The sequence below is a fragment of the Streptomyces sp. NBC_00490 genome (genome assembly GCF_036013645.1).
Lineage (GTDB): Bacteria > Actinomycetota > Actinomycetes > Streptomycetales > Streptomycetaceae > Streptomyces > Streptomyces canus_F.
This window is the reverse complement of the sequence record NZ_CP107869.1, coordinates 7,361,071-7,377,767: the sequence shown is the minus strand read 5'-3', so window position 1 is coordinate 7,377,767 and position 16,697 is coordinate 7,361,071. Positions and strand designations below refer to the sequence as shown.

At 69.5% G+C, this 16,697-nt stretch carries 12 protein-coding genes; 4 read left to right on the top strand and 8 right to left on the bottom strand.

Features of this window, described 5'->3' with window-relative positions:
* Positions 1-760 precede the first annotated feature (760 nt).
* Positions 761-2,281 carry a DUF4192 domain-containing protein gene (locus OG381_RS33775; protein WP_327719775.1) on the bottom strand — a complete coding sequence of 507 codons (1,521 nt, stop codon included), beginning with the start codon at positions 2,279-2,281 and terminating at the stop codon, positions 761-763.
* A 175-nt stretch (positions 2,282-2,456) separates the two neighbouring features.
* Here OG381_RS33775 and OG381_RS33770 point away from each other — a divergent pair, with 175 nt between their 5' ends.
* Both OG381_RS33770 and OG381_RS33765 read left to right on the top strand, forming a co-directional pair.
* A complete protein-coding gene (locus OG381_RS33770) occupies positions 2,457-4,622 on the top strand; it encodes a RecQ family ATP-dependent DNA helicase (RefSeq protein WP_327719774.1) in 2,166 nt (721 codons plus the stop codon).
* A 313-nt stretch (positions 4,623-4,935) separates the two neighbouring features.
* Positions 4,936-5,571, top strand: coding sequence for a hypothetical protein (locus OG381_RS33765; RefSeq protein ID WP_327719773.1), 636 nt, complete (start codon positions 4,936-4,938; stop codon positions 5,569-5,571).
* A gap of 415 nt (positions 5,572-5,986) precedes the next feature.
* On the opposite strand, the gene OG381_RS33760 is transcribed toward OG381_RS33765, so the two are convergent.
* The 3 genes from OG381_RS33760 to OG381_RS33750 all read right to left on the bottom strand — a co-directional run bounded on the left by OG381_RS33760 (position 5,987) and on the right by OG381_RS33750 (position 8,100).
* Complete coding sequence (locus OG381_RS33760; protein WP_327719772.1) at positions 5,987-6,625, bottom strand: hypothetical protein; 639 nt, start codon at positions 6,623-6,625, stop codon at positions 5,987-5,989.
* Positions 6,626-6,692: 67 nt separating this feature from the next.
* Positions 6,693-7,394, bottom strand: a complete 702-nt coding sequence (locus OG381_RS33755; RefSeq protein ID WP_307025024.1) for a ribonuclease HII — start codon at positions 7,392-7,394, stop codon at positions 6,693-6,695.
* Positions 7,395-7,476: 82 nt separating this feature from the next.
* Complete coding sequence (locus OG381_RS33750; RefSeq protein WP_327719771.1) at positions 7,477-8,100, bottom strand: TetR/AcrR family transcriptional regulator; 624 nt, start codon at positions 8,098-8,100, stop codon at positions 7,477-7,479.
* Positions 8,101-8,286: 186 nt separating this feature from the next.
* Between OG381_RS33750 and OG381_RS33745 the strand changes: the two genes are divergently transcribed.
* A complete protein-coding gene (locus tag OG381_RS33745; protein ID WP_327719770.1) occupies positions 8,287-9,834 on the top strand; it encodes an MFS transporter in 1,548 nt (515 codons plus the stop codon).
* A gap of 337 nt (positions 9,835-10,171) precedes the next feature.
* On the opposite strand, the gene OG381_RS33740 is transcribed toward OG381_RS33745, so the two are convergent.
* The 3 genes from OG381_RS33740 to OG381_RS33730 all read right to left on the bottom strand — a co-directional run bounded on the left by OG381_RS33740 (position 10,172) and on the right by OG381_RS33730 (position 12,473).
* Positions 10,172-11,077 (bottom strand): ADP-ribosylglycohydrolase family protein, encoded by a 906-nt coding sequence (locus OG381_RS33740; protein ID WP_327719769.1) that lies wholly within the window; start codon positions 11,075-11,077, stop codon positions 10,172-10,174.
* 12 nt (positions 11,078-11,089) lie between these two features.
* Positions 11,090-11,749 carry a histidine phosphatase family protein gene (locus OG381_RS33735; RefSeq protein ID WP_327719768.1) on the bottom strand — a complete coding sequence of 220 codons (660 nt, stop codon included), beginning with the start codon at positions 11,747-11,749 and terminating at the stop codon, positions 11,090-11,092.
* A 118-nt stretch (positions 11,750-11,867) separates the two neighbouring features.
* Entirely contained in the window at positions 11,868-12,473 is a 606-nt protein-coding gene (locus OG381_RS33730; protein ID WP_327719767.1) for a YdbC family protein, read from the bottom strand.
* A 146-nt stretch (positions 12,474-12,619) separates the two neighbouring features.
* Between OG381_RS33730 and OG381_RS33725 the strand changes: the two genes are divergently transcribed.
* Positions 12,620-13,153 (top strand): TerD family protein, encoded by a 534-nt coding sequence (locus tag OG381_RS33725; RefSeq protein WP_327719766.1) that lies wholly within the window; start codon positions 12,620-12,622, stop codon positions 13,151-13,153.
* A gap of 533 nt (positions 13,154-13,686) precedes the next feature.
* Here OG381_RS33725 and OG381_RS33720 read toward each other — a convergent pair.
* Positions 13,687-16,581 (bottom strand): vitamin B12-dependent ribonucleotide reductase, encoded by a 2,895-nt coding sequence (locus tag OG381_RS33720; RefSeq protein WP_327719765.1) that lies wholly within the window; start codon positions 16,579-16,581, stop codon positions 13,687-13,689.
* Positions 16,582-16,697 lie beyond the last annotated feature (116 nt).

Here is a 16,697-nt window from a genome sequence, read left to right as displayed (position 1 = left end):
GCAGAACCAGGGTGACCGTCGGGGTGCGCCTCCGATAAGTGGAGTGGACCTGGAGCGGTCACCGGACCAGGGGGTGCGACTCGGCCCGTCGGCCAGGCGGAATACACCTCTTCCTCGGGCGACGTGGGCGCGTATCGGACCTGGCCGGGGGAGGCAGAGGGGCCACTCGGACCCTCCGGCGCGTGGCGGTCGGCGCCGGCCGCGTGCCGTGGCAGGCCGGTCTGCGGCCCTGGTCCGCCTGCGGCGGAGCGGTCGTCGTCGGTGGCGGCGGGCGGAGTCGGCTGATACATGGGCGGCTTCTTCTGCGCTCTGTGCGCCTCGGGCGTGATCGGCGTCGGCATGGAGGTTCCTGAACGGCCTGAGCGGCACACCGGCAAGGCCCGCCCAGGCGTTCCGCCACTCAGGTGAACGGAACAGAGCTCCTCGGGGTCACGCCTGTGACCGGCCAAGCCGACCGATTGGCGGCGGGTGTAAGGGCGGCCGTAGCGGCCAGTCACCGACGTGGGCTGCCATTCCTCAGGCCGGTCCGGTCGGCTGTCATCTCTTAGGCAGGAAGTAGGCCGACATATCTGAGGTCGGTGCTCGGTCGGCGACGGCCCCTGGACGCCGATGCGGGCTGCCATTCCGAAGAGCGGTGTCCGGGTCCGCCAAGGCCCCTGGCCGACGGCCTGTGTGGGCGCACGGACATACCGAGGGCTCAGGTCCGGACAGCCCAAGCCCCTTGGGCACCGACCCGGGTCCGCCTACCAGTCGCTCCCGCTCACACGTCCCCGTCAGTGTCACCGCCCCGACTCCGCACCGCCCTCTTCCGCGTGCGGTTCACCCGCGCCGCCAGCGGCCTCGTGCCTCCCGCCGCCGGCGTACGAGGGCGGGAACCCTTGGCCCCGTGCCCTTGCCCCTGCGCCCTGGCGTCCGCAGCGTCACCGGGTCGCGTCCTGCGTCGGCGCCCGCTAGCCGGTGCGGCGCAGGACGCAGGTCCGTCCACGTCGCCCGACTCCGGGTCCTCGGCGCCTTCGGGACTTCCGGCTTCCGGCTGTTCCCTGTCCCCCCGCTCGGCGCGCAGACAGCGGCGGATCGACTCGGGGTCCAGGCCCTCGTTGCAGGCCTGGTGGAGCAGCCGCGCGAAGAGGTAGTCGGGGTCCGCGCCGAGTGCCATGGCCAAGGCCTCCCTGGCCTCCAGGTCGTCGCCGGTGGACCAGGCGACCCAGCCGGCGAGGGTGAGCGGCGCGGCGGCGTGTTCGCCGTACGGGCCGACACAGCGCCGGGCCAGGGCCCGCCACAGCCGGAGCGCGAGGACGGCCTCGTCGCCCTCCATCCACTCGGCCGCGCGGTCGCGAGTGGTGCGGTCCTGCAGACCGAGAATGAGCGTGGCGGCCTCGTCGTGGTCGAGCAATTGATCGTCGCGGAGATCCTGCGTGAGCGTGCCGGACACGGCCGGAGCCAGTGCGTAACGCTGCATGATCTGCCTCGCCAGCTGCAGCGTCTCCTCTGCCACGCCCGTACGGCTCGCGCCGTCGAGGATCCTCGGGACGATCGCCATACTGCCCGTGTCCAGGGCGATTTCCTGAGCCAGGGCCGAAGCGTTCTCCCAGGGCAGCAGCCTGCCCCGCAGCTCCCTGAGGGTGCCGCGCACCTGGAGCCCGGCGTAGGTGGCGGCTGCCGCCAGGACGGATGTGCCGGGCAGACCCATCGCCTCCCCTTCGGGCGGGCAGCATTCCTCGCTTCCGCAGCAGTAGGACCAGAAGCGACCGTCCGAAATGCACAGCGCCTCGATCACCGGTACGTCGAGGAGACCGCACTCGACGCGCAGCTTCTGGGCGAGCCCCCTCAGTCGCTCCATCACCTGCCTGCCGGACTCGCCCTTTCCGGGCTCCTGACAGAGATAGGCGACCATCTGCTCGGGGCGGGCTCCCCTGCGTTCGCTGCCGGTGACCAGTCCGTGGGCCAGCTGTCGCGCCACGGCGGGCCAGTCGTCGGCACTGGCGGGGACGCCGAGCCGGGCACGGCCCCCGAAGCGGCCCCGTCCGCCCCGGTCGTGGAGGGCGACCAGGACGATGCTGTCCTCGGGGCGGTATCCGAGCAGATACGGCAGGGCGTCGGCCAGTTCGGCCGGGGTGCGCAGCGTCACCTGATGCTCGGCGCTGTGGCCGTCGTAGGTGGTGCAGTCGAGGTGGCCCATGGGCGTCGCGTGCCCGCCGTGCACACCGTGGGGTGCGCGCGGCTCCTGTCCCGCCGCGTCACCGTTTTCGGGGGATCCAGTCGTTTCGCTGTGGTTCGTCATGCGCAGACGATCTCGCGGATCATGAAGTTCCGCTTTGCCCTGTGGATAACCCCGACCAGGGACACGTCAATTCACATCTTGACCGCGAGACCTCGTCCACAGGCACCTCCGCCCAGCGCCCCGCCCCGAGTGGTCCGGGGCCCGGATTGTCAGTGGCGTCCTGTTGTATGGACGCATGGAGCACACGAGCAACGCCGATCTCCGAGTGGCCGCCGACGCGGTTCTCGCCCGTCTCGTCGGGGACCCCACGGGCACGGCCCGGCTGCGGGAGGACCAGTGGCGGGCGATCGAGGCGCTGGTGGCCGACAAACGGCGGGCCCTCGTCGTACAGCGCACGGGATGGGGCAAGTCCGCGGTGTACTTCGTGGCGACGTCGCTGCTGCGCTCCCGGGGCAGCGGCCCCACCGTGATCGTCTCGCCGCTTCTCGCGCTGATGCGCAACCAGGTCGACGCCGCCGCCCGGGCCGGCATCCACGCACGGACCATCAACTCCTCCAACACGGAGGAGTGGGACACGGTCCAGGCCGAGATCGCGGCCGGCGAGGTCGACGTCCTGCTCGTCAGCCCCGAGCGGCTGAACAACCCTGACTTCCGCGACCAGGTGCTGCCCAAGCTGGCCGCCGCGACCGGGCTCCTCGTGGTGGACGAGGCCCACTGCATCTCCGACTGGGGCCACGACTTCCGCCCGGACTACCGGCGGCTGCGCACCATGCTCGCCGACCTCCCGCCCGGCGTCCCCGTGCTGGCGACGACCGCCACCGCCAACGCGCGTGTGACCGCCGACGTGGCCGAGCAGCTCGGCACGGGGGCCACCTCGGACGCCCTGGTCCTGCGCGGCCCGCTGGACCGGGAGAGCCTGAGCCTGGCCGTCCTGCCGCTGCCGGACGCCGCGCACCGGATGGCCTGGCTGGCCGACCACCTGGACCAGCTGCCGGGCTCCGGCATCATCTACACCCTCACCGTGGCCGCCGCCGAGGAGGTCACCGCCTTCCTCCGGCAGCGGGGCCACACCGTCACCTCGTACACGGGCAAGACGGAGAACGCCGACCGTCAGCAGGCCGAGGACGACCTGCTGGCCAACCGGGTCAAGGCCCTGGTCGCCACTTCCGCGTTGGGCATGGGCTTCGACAAGCCCGATCTCGGCTTCGTGGTCCACCTGGGCTCGCCCTCCTCCCCCATCGCCTACTACCAGCAGGTGGGTCGCGCCGGACGCGGCGTCGAGCACGCCGAGGTGCTCCTCCTGCCGGGCAAGGAGGACGAGGCGATCTGGGAGTACTTCGCCTCTCTCGCCTTCCCTTCCGAGGACCTCGTGCGCCGCACGCTCGACGTCCTCACCCGCGCGACCGGACCGATGTCGCTGCCCGCGCTGGAGCCGCTGGTGGAACTGCGCCGTTCCCGGCTGGAGACCATGCTCAAGGTCCTGGACGTGGACGGGGCCGTCCATCGGGTCAAGGGCGGCTGGGTCGCGACCGGGGAGCCGTGGGCCTACGACGCGGGGCGGTACGAGTGGGTCGCCCGGCAGCGCAAGGCCGAACAGCAGGCGATGCGCGAGTACGCGTCCACGACGGGCTGCCGGATGGAGTTCCTGCAGCGCCAGCTGGACGACGAGGGGGCCAAGCCCTGCGGACGCTGCGACAACTGCGCGGGGACGCGCTTCACCGCCGACACCTCGACGGCCGCACTGGACGCCGCACGCGTCGACCTGGGCCGGGCGGGCGTTGAGGTCGAGCCGCGCCGCATGTGGCCCACCGGGCTGCCGGCGATCGGTGTCGAGCTGAAGGGTCGCATCCCGGCAGGCGAACAGACCGCACCCGGAAGGGCGTTGGGCCGCCTGTCGGACATCGGGTGGGGAAACCGGCTTCGACCGATGTTCGCCCCCCAGGCCCCGGACGGTCCGGTGCCCGACGACGTCGCGAAGGCGGTCGTGGGCGTGCTGACCGACTGGGCCAGGGGCCCGGGCGGCTGGGCTTCGGGGGCGCCGGACGCCCCGCCACGGCCCGTCGGTGTGGTCACCGTCCCCTCGCGCACCCGGCCTCAGCTGATCAACTCCCTCGGTGCGCGCATCGCGGAGGTCGGGCGACTGCCACTGCTGGGGTCGGTGGAGTACGCGGGCGAGGCGCCCCCGCTGTCCCGGAGCAACAGCGCCCAGCGCCTCAAGGCACTCGACGGAGCCCTCGTCGTGCCGTCCGCCCTCTCTGCCGCGCTGGCCGAAGCCGGGGGTCCCGTCCTCCTCGTGGACGACTTCACCGAGACGGGCTGGACCCTCGCGGTGGTCGCCCGGATGCTCCGACGAGCCGGTGCGCAGGGGGTGTTGCCGCTGGTGCTGGCCGTGCAGGGTTGATGACACCGCGTTGCGGAACCCGGTCTCCGACGGCACACACCGACTGCCCGGCACCTCGGGACTCCGCACCTCGCTGAGGTGCGCGGATGTCCCGGGCGTCACACGGCGCTTCGACGGGTAGGGATATAAACCACACACCACCAGATTCCGGTCGGTGACCCCAATTGCTCGTTGCCGCAACCAAGTTCGACAGGAAGAATTGAAGTCCGCTCCCCGCACGGCTCGCCCGTGGTCCGGTAGGGCTCTGCTGCGGCGTGCGTTCCCCCGAATCCGACCCCGCCCGCAGTGTGGGCGCGTAGCCGAAGGGAGGACCGTGACCTTCGGATTCGCTCCGTCCTCCGCGGCATCCACGTCGACGTCTGCCGACCTGTCCGCCGCATCCAACAACCCGCTGACCCGCATGCTCGAACCCGCGGAGTGGGCCGCAGCCGGAATACCCCTGCTGCGCAACCCACGGGAGGTCGTCAGCGGACTGCACTCCCGGCATCGCCCGAAGCCGGCGACCGCGATCGTGGCCGTGCTCGATCCGGACGAGCGGCTGTGCGCGAGTGCGTCGTTCACCCGACGCCCGGCCCCGGCCGACGGCTGGATGTTCCGCAACACGCTGCTCGCACAGCTGCGCAGGGTCATCCCGCACGACCTGCGGCGCCGCACTCCGGTGCGTACCGCCGTGCTGCTCTACTGCCGGGACGGCGACGCGCGTTGGACAGAGGAGGACGGCGCGTGGATGTGGGGCCTGCGGGACGCCTGCACGCTGCACGGGCTGCGCTGCGGTGCGTACATCACGCTGACCCGTGACGGCTGGCAGGTTCTCGGCGAGGGGCGCGGCGGCCGCCGCCCCAACTCCGATTCGGCACCGGAGCCCTTCGCTCTCTCCGAGGCGCCGCCCCCGCTGCCTCGCACCGGCGGTGCCGCCTCGGAAGTCCTGCGCCGCGCGGCAGCCCGCTGAAGAAGCACCGCAGAACCCCGACCCTTGTGGATCAGAGGTCGGGGAACGCTCCGAGCCCGAGCCGTCGGAGCGGTCCGGCTTGAGCATGTCCACGGATCGCTCTGGTTCGCGTCGCGGTCAGCCGCGTACGGCATACGGCTTCGAACGGCACCCGCCTTGGTGCGCCTCAGTACGGCGTACGACGGCCGGACGCGAGGAGCATCGGGCGGCCGCCCAGTGATCGCAGACCACACCTCGATGGCTGCTGCCGGCCGACAACGCAACTCCCCCACGGGTTCAGGGCGCACTTGGGCGACGGCGGACGCGCACGGACCATCCCCACGATCGTCCGCGCACGACAAACCCCCCGCTGTGCAGGTGCCGCCGAAGCGGCGCCTTCATCACCCCCGCGTCCCCCGGACGCGCCGGAACGGGCTCAGACGCGCGCGCCCAGCACCGAGTTGATCTGCTGCGGGTCTCCGCAGACGATCAGCAGGGCACCGGCCCGGCCGTGCGCCAGAGGCAGCACGGTCGCGGCAGAGGAGTCGGGACCGCCGTTGACGGCGACCACGACCACGGGGCGCTTGGCGGCACGGCCCACTGCGGTGGCGTCGGCGTAGAAGACGTCGTCGCCCGCGTCGTGCTGGGCCCAGTAGGAGGCTTCGCCGAAGGTCAGCTCGTGGGTGGCCCACGGGTGCTGCTCGCCGGTGGTGATCACCAGCACCTCACCGGGGGCACGACCCGAATCCAGCAGCAGGTCCACGGCTTCCTCGGCGGCGTCGAGCGCGCCTTCGGCGGAGGCCGGGATCAGCTGGATCTGCGGGGACGCCGGAGCCGGAGCGGCGGCGGTGCGGACAGCCGGACCCGACGGTCCGGGCGTGGCGGCCACGTCATGCGGCGTGCGTTGCACCGGAGGCGTGGGCCGGAGGGGGCCGGGACGGCCGGGACGCGGATGCGCCGTGGGCCGGGGGCCGGGTACGGGACGGGGGGTCGGCGCGGTACGGCCACTGGCCGAAGTGGCGCGGGGACCCTGGGCACTCTCGTGAATCTGAGGCTCCTCGGGAAGGAGAGGCATGGCTGACTTCTATCAAACGTTGGTGCGACTCGCGTCGGCGGGTGGCACATCAGTGCGAGCGGAACGGTCAGAAATCGAATCCGAGTTGGCCTTCGATCTCCGGAACGCCTCCGTCTGCCCAGCTGCGGGCCTTCTTGAGGTGCCGCCACTGGGGCAGCGCATCAAGATACGCCCACGACATCCGGTGGTACGGGGTGGGTCCCCGCTCCTCCAGTGCGGCCTTGTGCACGGGCGACGGATACCCGGCATTGTCCGCAAAACCGAAGTCTGCATGGTCGATACCCAGTTCGGCCATCATTTTGTCGCGCTGAACCTTGGCGATCACCGAGGCCGCCGCGACGGCCACGCACGACTGGTCACCCTTGATCACCGTGCGGACCTTCCAGGGGACCCCGAGATAGTCGTGCTTGCCGTCGAGGATCACCGCGTCCGGCCGGACCGGCAGGACCTCCAGGGCACGGACCGCCGCCAGTCGCAAGGCGGCCGTCATGCCCATGGTGTCGATCTCCTCCGGGGAGGCATGACCGAGGGCATAGGACGTCACCCACTTGCGGAGCTCCACGTCGAGCGCCGTGCGCCGTTTGACGGTGAGCAGCTTGGAGTCGGTGAGGCCTTCGGGGGGCCGGCGCAGTCCGGTGATGGCCGCGCAGACGGTGACGGGGCCGGCCCAGGCGCCGCGCCCCACCTCGTCGACACCGGCAATGACCTTCGCTCCGGTCGTGGCACGGAGGGAGCGCTCGACAGTGTGTGTAGGGGGTTCGTACGGCATGGCGCCCTTAGCGTACGCCGCCTGGATCACCCGGCGACACCCCGGTTTCCCCGAGCCCTGTCGCCCCCGGCCCCGGCCACGTTCACCCGCCGCTCGTCCGCAGCAGGGGAACCATCAACTGGTCGATCATCTCTTCAAGATCCCGATCGTTCCATTCACTGCCGCACATCTTCGATCGGTACATCATCATCGCCGGTATGGCATCGAAGACGTAGCTGTTCGCCGCGTCGGATCGGACCTCTTGCCTCTTGATTCCACGGGTGATGACCTCACGGAGCAACCTGATGGTCGGCTCGACGACCCCGTTGAAGATCACGCCATGGAAACGCTCCGCCTGGATGGGATCGCACTCGTGAATCACGGCACGGAGCGCGAATCCGGGGCGCGAGTACATCGCCTCACGCGCCTGTCGGCACAGCTCGAGAAGGTCCTCGCGCACGCTGCCCAGATCGGGAGCCGTCTCGATGATCGGCAGCCCGGACTGCAGGGCATCGGCGACGAGGTCCTCCTTGGACGGCCAGCGCCGGTAGACCGCGGCCTTGCCGGTCTGGGCGCCGGCCGCGACGCCCTCCATCGTGAGGCCCTTCCAGCCGACCGTACTGAGCTGTTCCAGCGCGGCATCGAGGATCGCGCGTTCGAGCACTGCGCCGCGCCGACGGAGGGAGGCCGCCTGAGCGGGGGCGGCCGTCCAGCGCGAGGTAACCATCTGACTGACTCCAACGAGCAGAGGAAGCGGGGATTCCGGGAATACGGGGGCGGTGCGTGGCGACGACGGGGAATACGCCGCACGACGAGAACCTAAGTGAACGCTTGCGTTCACTATGAGGGACTCACTACGGTTGACGCGACAGTGAACGCGAGCGTTCACTAACGCACTTGTGGGGGACCCATAGTGACAACCTCTCAGTTGATCAAGGAACAGAAGCCAGGTGCGGCTCGTCGGGAAGGACACCCCGGCATCGCGCTCGCCGTCATCGCGGCCTGCCAACTCATGGTGGTCCTGGACGCGACGATTGTGAACATCGCCCTCCCGCACATTCAAGACGCTCTCAAGTTCAGCACCACCGACCTCACCTGGGTCGTCAGCGCGTACACACTCACCTTCGGCGGGCTGCTGCTCCTGGGCGGCCGGGCCGGCGACATCCTCGGCCGGCGCCGGGTCTTCACGACCGGCATCCTGCTGTTCACCTTCGCCTCGCTGCTCGGCGGATTCGCCCAGGAGCCCTGGCAGTTGCTGGCCGCACGCGTCCTGCAAGGTGCCGGTGGCGCGATCGCGTCGCCGACCTCGCTGGCCCTCATCACCACCACGTTCCCCGAGGGCCCGGAACGGAACAGGGCGTTCGGAGTGTTCGCCGCGGTCTCCGCGGGCGGCGGCGCGATCGGCCTGCTCGCGGGCGGCATGCTCACCGAGTGGCTCGACTGGCGCTGGGTGCTCTTCGTCAATGTGCCGATCGGTGTCCTGATCGCCGTCCTCACGCCGCTGTACATCAGCGAGTCCGAACGGCACACCGGCCGCTTCGACATCGCCGGCGCGCTGACCTCGACGGCGGGCATGGCGTCCCTCGTCTACGGCTTCATCCGCGCGGCGGACCAGGGCTGGCGGGACAGTCTGACCATCGGTTCGTTCGGCGCGGCGATCGTGCTGCTGGTCGCCTTCTTCTTCGTCGAGACCCGGGCGAAGGAGCCGATCACACCGCTGAGGATGTTCGCCGACCGCAATCGCTCGGGCACGTACGTGATCATGCTGAGCCTGGCCGCGGCGATGTTCGGCATGTTCTTCTACATCGTGCTCTTCGTGCAGAACGTGCTGGGGTACACCCCGATCGAGGCAGGTCTCGCCTTCCTGCCGGTGACGGTCGTGATCGCCCTCGGCGCGGGCCTGTCCCAGCGGTTCCTGCCGGTGCTCGGACCCAAGCCGTTCATGATCGCCGGTTCGGCACTCACGATGATCGGACTGTTCTGGCAGACCCTCATCAGCTCCGACAGCTCGTACGCCGGCGGAGTACTCGGTCCGATGCTGCTCTTCGGTTTCGGCATGGGCCTCAACTTCGTCACGTTGACGATCACCGCCGTCTCCGGGGTCGCCCCGCACGAGGCGGGCGCGGCATCCGGACTGCTCAACACCACCCAGCAGGTGGGCGGGGCGCTCGGTCTGTCCATCCTGACGACGGTGTTCGGCACGGCCAGCAAGGACGAGGCGGAGAAGCAGCTGCCGCAGTTCATGGCCGACGCCTCGCCTGAGCAGAAAGCGGAGTTCGCCAAGACCCACGAGCTGCCCGCGCCGTGGGGTCATGAAGTGCTCACCCAGGGCATCTCGACGGGATTCATTGCGGCGGCCTCGATGGCCGTACTCGCCCTGGCCACCGCCGCGTTCGTCATCCGGGTCCGCAAGAGCGACCTGGAAGCGCTCGCGGGCACGGCGGGCCCCGGAGTCGGCTGACTCCACCGGGCCCTCGCAGGGTCGCGGATGGCCGGACCTCGTCCAACGAGTCGACGGCGAGGACGATGCTCCGGTCATCCGCACTCCCCGCACGGGGCGCGACGAGACGCAGGCGGCGCGTCGTCGTACGGCCCACGCTCCGGTCACCATGGCCACCGCGGCCGACAGGACCGCGAACATCGACATGAACCCCATGACCACCCCCTGCGCCCCTCGTGAGTCACCTGCCTGTGCGTCCCCATGACTCACACAGCGGAATGCCACGACAACGAGCAAGCGGTCACGCAGAGTTCCCGACATGCACAGAGAGTTTCATGCAGGTGGATACAGCGAGGCCTCAGGCGGTGGTCGGCAGCCAGTCCGGCAGCGCCTCGGTGCGCTCCACCCATGCGGCAGGCGGTGTCCCCGCCTTGCCCCCGGCGATCACCCCGCCCACGATGGCGCAGGTCGTGTCCACGTCGCCGCCCACCTGAGCGGTCGACCAGAACGCCTCCTCGTAGTCCCCGAGGGACCGGGCTGCCGACCAGAGGGCGAAAGGCACCGTGTCATGAGCCGTCGTGCGCCGTCCGCAGCCCAGCACCGCCGCGACCGTCCCCGCGTCGCCGTAGTCGAGCATGTCGCGGGCACGTCGCAGGCCCGCTCCGACAGCGCTCTTGGGGACGAGCGCGATGACTCCGTCGAGGAGGGCCTCGGGGCTGGGCGGCCCTCCGGGAGCCGCGGCGAACGAGGCCGCCGCGGCGACGGCCATGGCGCCCACCACGGCCTCGCGGTGCTGATGCGTGGGGTAGGCGGAGATCTCGGCCTGGTGCACCGCCTGCTCCGGGTCGTCCGCGTACCAGGCTCCGAGGGGGGCGATCCGCATCGCGGCGCCGTTGCCCCAGGACCCCTGCCCGTTGAAGAGTGCGGCGGCGAGCTCACGCCAGTCGCCGCCCTCCCGGACCAGTCGCAGCAGACGGTTGACGGCGGGGCCGTAGCCACGGTCGAAGTCGTGGTGGTGGGCGAAGGAGTGAGCCAGCGCGTCCTGGTCGATCCGACGGTGGGCGCCCAGGACGGCCACCACGGAGCAGGCCATCTCGGTGTCGTCCGTCCACTGCCAGGGCTCGGACGGCAGCTCGCGGCGCTTCAGCAGCGGATAGTTCACCGGCACGAAGAACTGTGAGCCCAGCGCGTCCCCGACCGCGAGTCCGCGCAGGCTGGACAGGGCGCGGTCAAGGCGCCCGTCGGGAGAGGTGTCAGCGGTCATCGCTCTGCCACCCTATCCGGTGATCCCGTAGGGCTCCGGGTCACGCCAGCGTTCAAAAGGCCGGTCGATCACGTACTTGCCGTCGTCCCCGAGAACGAGCATCCGCATCTCCGCGTTCCCCGGATTCGCCAGGGACTCGAATTCCGCGACGGTCCAGTGGAACCAGCGCATGCAGAACAGGCGCATCGCGAGGCCATGGGTCACCAGCAGGACGTTCGGCGGATGGTCGGGAGCCTCGAAGCTGCGGAACAGACTCTCCAGGAAGCCGCCGACCCGGTCGTACACGTCGGCCCCGGACTCCCCCTGGGCAAAGCGGTAGAAGAAGTGGCCGTAGGCGTCCCTGTAGGCCTTCTGCAGGCGCACGTCGTCACCGTCCTGCCAGTTCCCCCAGTCCTGCTCACGCAGCCGGGGCTCCTCACGCACGCGTACGAGCTCAGGGTCGAGGTGGAAGGCGCGGAACGTCTCATGAGTGCGGCGATAGGGGGAGACGTACACGCTGACCCGCTCGCGGCCGAACACCTCGCGCAGCCGTTTGCCGGTCTCCTCGGCCTGCTGCCAGCCTCGCTCGGTCAGGGCCAGAGCGTGGTCTGGCTCGCGTTCGTACACGGTGTCATCAACATTGCCCGTTGACTCGCCGTGCCGGACAAGGACGATGCGCCGTGGTCGTGCCATGCCATGACCCTAGATCGAGTGAGGGCCGATCGAGCACCCGTACGGCCTCCATACGGCGTAGGTCACACATTTCCTGCACCGTGGGCCACACCAGTTTGTACGGTTAACAGTCCGGTTTTCAAACCGTCCAGCTCGGCTCCAGCTGCACGATGTCGCCCGTCAAGGACGCCACGTCCGCCTCGGTCTGGGCGCGCAGCGCGAGCCGCTCGATGCGCTCCGTGCGGTACTTGCCGTGCTCGGCGGCCGACTGCCACATCGACAGCACCAGGAACTCATGGCCCGGCGCCTCACCGAACAGGCCGCGGATCATGCCGGGCGAACCGGCCATCGCGGGGTTCCAGACCTTCTCCTGCATCAGCGTGAAGTGCTCGGCGCGCTCCCCGTGCACCCGGCAGTGGGCGACCCGTACGAGGTCGGTGTCCGTGAAGCGCGGTTCGAAGCCGGTCTTCACGTCGAAGCGGTAGTCGAAGAGCTTGACCTGCGCGTCCTTGAACGTGCCCGACTGTGTGGACGCGAGACGGTCGTGGGAACGGGCCATGAAGGAGTCGTAGAAGGAACGGCTCTCCCAGAAGGAGAAGATGTGCGCCACTCCGGGCCGCCCCCGGCTCCAGCCTCCGCCCTGTCCCCGAAACCCCGGCTCCCCCAGAAGCCCCGCCCATTTCCGCTGCCCGCGCTCGAAGCCGCGGCGGTCCACCACGGTGCAGCGAATCCACTTGACCAGCACCGCGCCATCGTAAGGCCACGCAGCGTGGCCCAGGTCACGCTCCGGCAGAGATCTCTCACGCGAGCGGTACGCGCGCGTGGCAGGATGGACAACCGGCCCCGGCTGCCTGGCAGTTCGGACCGTGGACACGGAGAAGGGGAATCCTGGTGAACGCCCTCAACAAGGGGATCCGCAAGGTCGAGGTCTCGCTGAAGTGGGATCCGAGTCCGGTGGGGAGCGCTGCCACCGACCTGGACATCGTCGCCGCAACGTATCTGGAGGCGGATCCGTACGGCGATCCCGCCTATGTGGTGCACTTCGACAGCCGCTCCCCCGACGGCACCATCACCCTCAATCGGGACAGCAAGGACGGCAAGGGCTTCGGCTGGGACGAGGTCATGACCCTGGAGCTCAACCGGCTCGACAGCCGTTACGCGCGCGTGGTCGTCGGTGTCGTCATCCAACAGCGCTCCGAGGACCGGACGTTCGTCGGTGTACTCAACCCCGCGCTGCGGATCCGTGAGGGATACACCGTGCTCACCGAGGACGACTTCGGCAGCGTCCTCGGGGCGACCGCGGCGACGGTCGCGGAGTTCGTGCGGGACGGGTCCGGAACGTGGGAGCTGCACCCCGGCATCCACGGCTTCGAGGACGACCCCGCGGGCTACACGCGGGCCATGGGGCAGGCACACCGGCCCTGATCAAGGGGTGCCGGTGCGAGGCCTCCGAGCTCCGGGCCCTTGACCTTCAGACCCTTGAGTTCCGAGTCCGCGGCGATTGACGCGAGCCACATCAACTGCCCGTCGCCGGCGACGAGTCCGGCTCGGGCGGTCTCGCACCAGTCCTGCCGGTCGAGCAGCGCGAGATAGGCACGACGCGAGGCCGCCCACCGCTCGGCGGGGTCGACGGAGTCTCTGTCTCTCCGAACCCGGGCCCCTGGCCGGCATCCCGGCAATGAAGAACCGTTCGGCCGACGGCCCGAGTCGAGCGACCTCACGTACGTGAGCCGCCATGACGGCGTCGGGTGTCTGCCGTGTCATGGCGTCACACAGACCCACCACCTCCGCGACCCTGCCCGCGAAGTAGCCGTTGAGATGGCCCCGCGCGGATAGTCACCTTGCCATGAACGAGGCAGGCCTGGCGCCACGGGCCGCCGACTGCAAGAGGCGGGGAGCCGGCACTTCGCCGGCTCCCCGCCTCTTGCAGTCACTTCACGCCTGAACGGCGCTCACCTTCAGCTGCAGCCGCTGGTGGAGCCGCAGCCCTCGCAGATGTAGCAGGAACCGGCCCGCTGCATCTTCGTACCGCAGGAGAAGCAGAGCGGGGCGTCGGCCTGGATGCCCAGCTGCATCTCCACCAGCTCGGCGCTGGTGTGGGCCTGCTTCGGGGCGGGCTTGGCGGCCTCGACCTCGGCCTTGGGGGTGACGACGGCCTTCAGCTCCTGGGCGCGCGGCGCCGACTGGGCCAGCCCTTCGACGTCCATCTCGTCATCGGACGGCTCGTACGAGCCGGTCTCCAGGTGGCGCTGACGCTCCTCGGCGGAGTGGATGCCGAGCGCGGAGCGCGTCTCGAAGGGCAGGAAGTCGAGCGCCAGGCGGCGGAAGATGTAGTCGACGATCGACTGCGCCATCCGCACGTCCGGGTCGTCCGTCATACCGGCCGGCTCGAAGCGCATGTTGGTGAACTTGGAGACGTACGTCTCCAGCGGCACGCCGTACTGGAGGCCGACGGACACCGCGATGGAGAAGGCGTCCATCATGCCCGCGAGGGTGGAGCCCTGCTTGGACATCTTCAGGAAGACCTCGCCGAGACCGTCGTCCGGGTAGGAGTTGGCGGTCATGTAACCCTCGGCGCCGCCGACCGTGAAGGACGTCGTGATGCCGGGACGGCCCTTGGGGAGGCGCTTGCGGACCGGGCGGTACTCGACGACCTTCTCGACCGTCTCGCGGATGGTCGCCTCGGCCTTCGCCGTGACCTCGACCTTCTCCTTCTCCTTGGTCTTGGCGGAGAGGGGCTGGCCGACCTTGCAGTTGTCGCGGTAGATGGCGAGCGCCTTGACGCCCATCTTCCAGGCCTCGAAGTAGACCTCTTCGACGTCCTCGACGGTCGCCGTCTCCGGCAGGTTGACCGTCTTGGAGAGCGCGCCGGAGATCCAGGGCTGGATCGCGGCCATCATCCGGACGTGGCCCATCGCGGAGATGGAGCGCTCGCCCATCGCGCAGTCGAAGACCTCGTAGTGCTCGTGCTTGAGGCCCGGAGCGTCGACGACATTGCCGTTCTCGGCGATGTGGGCGACGATCGCCTCGATCTGCTCCTCCTGGTAACCCAGGCGGCGCAGGGCCTGCGGGACGGTGCCGTTGACGATCTGCATCGAGCCGCCGCCGACCAGCTTCTTGAACTTGACCAGGGCGAGGTCGGGCTCGAGACCGGTGGTGTCGCAGGACATCGCGAGACCGATGGTGCCGGTCGGGGCGATGACGGACGCCTGGGCGTTACGGAAACCGTTCTTCTCACCGACACGCAGCACGTCCTGCCAGGCCTCCGTGGCGGCGGCCCAGATCGGCGTGTCCAGGTCGTCCACGCGGACGGCCTTGGTGTTCTCGTCGGAGTGCTGCTTCATGACCCGCAGGTGCGGCTGCGCGTTGCGGGCGTAGCCGTCGTACGGGCCGACGACCGCGGCGAGCTCGGCGGAACGCTTGTACGACGTGCCGGTCATCAGGGAGGTGATGGCACCGGCGAGGGCGCGGCCGCCGTCCGAGTCGTACGCGTGGCCGGTCGCCATCAGCAGGGCGCCGAGGTTGGCGTAGCCGATGCCGAGCTGGCGGAACGCGCGCGTGTTCTCACCGATCTTCTGCGTCGGGAAGTCCGCGAAGCAGATGGAGATGTCCATCGCGGTGATGACGAGCTCGACGACCTTGGCGAAGCGCTCGACCTCGAAGGACTGGTGGCCCAAGCCGTCGTCCTTGAGGAACTTCATCAGGTTCAGCGAGGCGAGGTTGCAGGACGTGTTGTCCAGGTGCATGTACTCGCTGCAGGGGTTCGAGCCGTTGATACGGCCGGACTCCGGGCAGGTGTGCCAGTGGTTGATGGTGTCGTCGTACTGGATGCCCGGGTCGGCGCAGGCCCAGGCCGCCTCGGCCATCTTGCGGAACAGGGTCTTGGCGTCGACCTCTTCGATGACCTCGCCGGTCATGCGCGACGTCAGGCCGAACTTGCCGCCCGTCTCGACGGCCTTCATGAACGTGTCGTTCACACGGACCGAGTTGTTGGCGTTCTGGTACTGGACCGACGTGATGTCGTCGCCGCCCAGGTCCATGTCGAAGCCCGCGTCACGCAGGGCGCGGATCTTCTCCTCTTCCTTCACCTTGGTCTCGATGAAGTCCTCGATGTCGGGGTGGTCGACGTCGAGGATGACCATCTTGGCGGCGCGACGGGTGGCACCACCGGACTTGATCGTTCCCGCGGAGGCGTCGGCACCGCGCATGAAGGAGACGGGACCCGAGGCGTTGCCGCCGGAGGACAGCAGCTCCTTGGAGGAGCGGATCCGGGAGAGGTTCAGGCCGGCACCGGAGCCGCCCTTGAAGATCATGCCCTCTTCCTTGTACCAGTCGAGGATCGACTCCATGGAGTCGTCGACGGCCAGGATGAAGCACGCGGAGACCTGCTGCGGCTGCGGGGTACCGACGTTGAACCAGACCGGGCTGTTGAAGCTGAAGATCTGGTGCAGGAGGGCGTACGCCAGCTCGTGCTCGAAGATCTCGGCGTCGGCGGGCGAGGCGAAGTACTTGTAGTCCTCGCCGGCCTTCCGATACGTCTTCACGATGCGGTCGATCAGCTGCCTGAGGCCGGTCTCGCGCTGCGGGGTGCCGACGGCACCGCGGAAGTACTTGCTGGTGACGATGTTGACCGCGTTCACCGACCAGAAGTCGGGGAACTCGACGCCACGCTGCTCGAAGTTGACCGAGCCGTCGCGCCAGTTGGTCATGACGACGTCACGACGCTCCCAGGCCACCTCGTCGTACGGATGCACGCCGGGGGTGGTGTGGATGCGCTCGATACGCAGCCCCTTGGTCGCCTTGGTGCCCTTGGCGCGGGAACTCCGTGCCGGACCGCTCGCCGTCTCTGTCATGCCGCCTCCCTGTACAGGCAAAAACGCCCTGAAATGCCACGATGTTCCCGTGGCACTGTGTTGTGTCTGGTGTCGCGGGCACCCACGTGCTTGCCGCCCGCAACAAAGTCGTCGTC

What these genes read in the sequence shown, in the direction of transcription:
- OG381_RS33750 (WP_327719771.1), bottom strand. Translation starts at nt 8,100, where the DNA reads ATGGTTACCTCGCGCTGGACGGCCGCCCCCGCTCAGGCGGCCTCCCTC.
- OG381_RS33755 (WP_307025024.1), bottom strand. Translation starts at nt 7,394, where the DNA reads ATGCCGTACGAACCCCCTACACACACTGTCGAGCGCTCCCTCCGTGCC.
- OG381_RS33735 (WP_327719768.1), bottom strand. Translation starts at nt 11,749, where the DNA reads ATGGCACGACCACGGCGCATCGTCCTTGTCCGGCACGGCGAGTCAACG.
- OG381_RS33740 (WP_327719769.1), bottom strand. Translation starts at nt 11,077, where the DNA reads ATGACCGCTGACACCTCTCCCGACGGGCGCCTTGACCGCGCCCTGTCC.
- OG381_RS33760 (WP_327719772.1), bottom strand. Translation starts at nt 6,625, where the DNA reads ATGCCTCTCCTTCCCGAGGAGCCTCAGATTCACGAGAGTGCCCAGGGT.
- OG381_RS33775 (WP_327719775.1), bottom strand. Translation starts at nt 2,281, where the DNA reads ATGACGAACCACAGCGAAACGACTGGATCCCCCGAAAACGGTGACGCG.
- OG381_RS33770 (WP_327719774.1), top strand. Translation starts at nt 2,457, where the DNA reads ATGGAGCACACGAGCAACGCCGATCTCCGAGTGGCCGCCGACGCGGTT.
- OG381_RS33720 (WP_327719765.1), bottom strand. Translation starts at nt 16,581, where the DNA reads ATGACAGAGACGGCGAGCGGTCCGGCACGGAGTTCCCGCGCCAAGGGC.